This window comes from Pseudoalteromonas sp. S2755, from assembly GCF_005886535.1.
GTDB lineage: Bacteria > Pseudomonadota > Gammaproteobacteria > Enterobacterales > Alteromonadaceae > Pseudoalteromonas.
Map to the genome: position 1 here is coordinate 1 of NZ_PNDS01000193.1, position 1,230 is coordinate 1,230.

Sequence of the window (1,230 nt, forward strand, 5' to 3'; positions counted from 1 at the left end):
GTCACTGCTGCGACAAAGAGTTTATCGCGAGGTAAACTCGCTCCTACAACAAAAATTATATCTTTGAAATCGCATCTACAAGGAATTAAAAAAGGCCGCCAAAGCGACCTTTTTTATGTGTGTTACGACAATCTACAGATTACTCTTCGATTGTTGCTACAACACCAGCACCTACTGTACGGCCACCTTCACGGATAGCGAAACGTAGACCTTCGTCCATCGCGATTGGTACGATTAGCTCAACAGTCATCTTGATGTTGTCTCCTGGCATTACCATTTCTACGCCGTCTGGTAGCTGGATGTCACCAGTTACGTCTGTTGTACGGAAGTAGAACTGTGGACGGTAACCTTTGAAGAAAGGAGTGTGACGACCACCTTCATCTTTCGAAAGTACGTATACTTCTGAAGTGAATTTTGTGTGTGGCTTGATTGAACCTGGCTTACATAGTACTTGACCACGCTCTACTTCATCACGCTTAGTACCACGTAGTAGTGCACCGATGTTCTCACCCGCACGACCTTCGTCTAGAAGCTTACGGAACATCTCAACACCCGTACAAGTTGTCTTCGTAGTTTCTTTGATACCTACGATTTCTACTTCGTCGTTCACGTTGATGATACCAGCTTCTACACGGCCTGTTACTACTGTACCACGACCCTGGATTGAGAATACGTCTTCGATAGGCATGATGAATGGCTTATCGATGTCACGCTCTGGCTCTGGGATGTAAGAATCTAGTGCTTCTGCAAGCTCAATGATCTTCGCTTCCCACTGCTCTTCGCCTTCTAGTGCTTTAAGCGCTGAACCTTGGATTAGTGGTAGGTCATCACCTGGGAAGTCGTACTCAGAAAGTAGTTCACGAACTTCCATCTCTACTAGCTCTAGTAGCTCTTCGTCGTCAACCATGTCACATTTGTTCATGAATACGATGATGTAAGGTACACCAACCTGACGAGAAAGTAGGATGTGCTCACGTGTTTGAGGCATAGGACCGTCAGTAGCAGCAACTACTAAGATCGCGCCGTCCATCTGTGCAGCACCTGTGATCATGTTTTTAACATAGTCAGCGTGTCCTGGACAGTCTACGTGTGCATAGTGACGAGTTGGTGTGTCATACTCAACGTGTGAAGTTGAGATTGTGATACCACGCTCACGCTCTTCTGGAGCGTTATCGATTGATGCGAAGTCTTTTGCTGTACCACCGTATACTTTTGCAAGTACGTTAGTGA

At 45.9% G+C, this 1,230-nt stretch carries 1 protein-coding gene; it reads right to left on the reverse strand.

The genetic code is table 11. The annotated features are described in order from the left end of the window. Positions 1-139: 139 nt before the first annotated feature. Positions 140-1,230: elongation factor Tu (tuf, locus tag CWC03_RS22645; RefSeq protein ID WP_138583769.1), on the reverse strand; the 1,091-nt coding region annotated here is incomplete at its 5' end.